Source organism: Bradyrhizobium retamae, assembly GCF_001440415.1.
In the GTDB taxonomy this organism is placed as follows: Bacteria; Pseudomonadota; Alphaproteobacteria; order Rhizobiales; family Xanthobacteraceae; genus Bradyrhizobium; species Bradyrhizobium retamae.
In genome coordinates, this window is the sequence record NZ_LLYA01000103.1 from 1 (window position 1) to 1,673 (window position 1,673).

A 1,673-nucleotide genomic window follows, 5' to 3' on the forward strand; every position below is an offset into this window, starting at 1 on the left:
CTCCTGGAGGAGTTGAACCGGACGGCGGCCCCCTATCCGGCGGAGCAGTGCATCCATCAGCTGTTCGAGGCGCAGGTGCAAAAGGCGCCGGAGGTGGTGGCAGTGGTCGATGAGGACGAGGAGCTGAGCTATGGCGAGCTGAACGCACGGGCGAACCGGCTCGCGCATCATCTGATCGGGCTCGGGGTGAGGCCCGGGGATAGTGTTGCGACAATGCTGGACCGCTCCGTTGCGCTTGTGGTGGCGCAGTTGGCGACCCTGAAGGCGGGGGGAGTTTATGTGCCGATCGATCGCGCTCTTCCATCTGCACGACAAAGCTGGATGCTGGCCGACTGTGATGCGCGCCTCGTGCTTAGCGAGAGTGACGATGACGATCTGGTTGAGGTGACAATCCCTGTTCTGCCCATTGAGCCGCTCATGGCCGGAACAGGATGTAGTACCGATCCAGGCCTGGCATTGAGCGCCGAGGCCGCCGCTTATGTCATGTACACCTCCGGCTCGACCGGCGTTCCCAAGGGAGTTGTTGTTCCTCATCGTGCTGTCAACCGGCTCGTCATCAACAACGGCTATGCGGAGTTCAGCTCGAGGGATCGAGTGGGATGGCTGGGCAATCCCGCGTTTGATATCAGTACGCTGGAAGTCTGGGCACCGCTGCTACACGGTTCGAGCCTGATTGCGATTCCATACACTAATGTGCTGGAGCCAGAAGTGCTGCGCAGTCTGGTTCAGCAGCACCGCATTACCGTCCTGCATTTGACAGCGGGGTTGTTCAGGCAGAGCGCTAATGATCTAGGCCCGGTGCTGGCAAGTTTGCGGTTGCTATTAGTTGGTGGTGATACGGTTGATGTGGCGGCAGTAGCACGGGTGTTGAGGCAGAACCGACCGCAGCATCTCTTGCACTGCTACGGTCCGACCGAGACGACGACCTTTGCGACAGTCTGCGAGATCAACGCGATTGATGAGCCATTCCAGCGGCTCCCGATTGGCCGACCGATCGCGAACACGCGGGTTTACCTGCTGGACGGTCATGGCGCGCCCGTTCCGTTCGGGGCGGTCGGGGAGCTTTACATTGGCGGGGCGGGGGTCGCGCGTGGCTATCTGAACCGGCCCGAGCTGACGGCGGAGCGGTTTGTGGCCGATCCGTTCAGCGCTGAGGCGGGGGCGCGGATGTACCGGACCGGGGATGTTGCGCGCTACTTGCCGGACGGCAATCTGGAGTTTTTGGGCCGCAACGACGACCAGCTGAAGATCCGCGGCTTCCGGATCGAGCCCGGCGAGATCGCGGCACGGCTCGTCGAACACGCATTCGTGCGCGATGCGGTCGTCGTGGCGCAACAGGATCGCACCGGCGAGAAGCGTCTTGTCGCCTATGTGGTTGCGGCTGCGGAGCACGCCGGCAAAGCTGAGGGATCTGACCTTGCCGGCACGTTGCGCGCGCATGTGAGTGCGCGGCTGCCCGACTACATGGTGCCGGCTGCGTTTGTGCGGCTGGCGGCGCTGCCGCTGACGGCAAACGGCAAGCTCGACCGCAAGGCGCTGCCGATGCCTGAGGATGCGGCCTATGCGCGCGCGGCTTATGAGCCGCCGCGGGGCGAGACCGAGACCGCGCTGGCGACGATCTGGGCCGAGCTTCTCGGTGTGGCTCGGGTCGGGCGGCACGACAACTTCTTTGA

The 1,673-nt window shown here is 63.5% G+C and carries 1 protein-coding gene; it reads left to right on the top strand.

The window, feature by feature from the left end; genetic code table 11:
• The coding region (locus tag CQ13_RS12230) for a non-ribosomal peptide synthetase (protein WP_156433638.1) at positions 1–1,673 on the top strand (1,673 nt) is incomplete at both ends.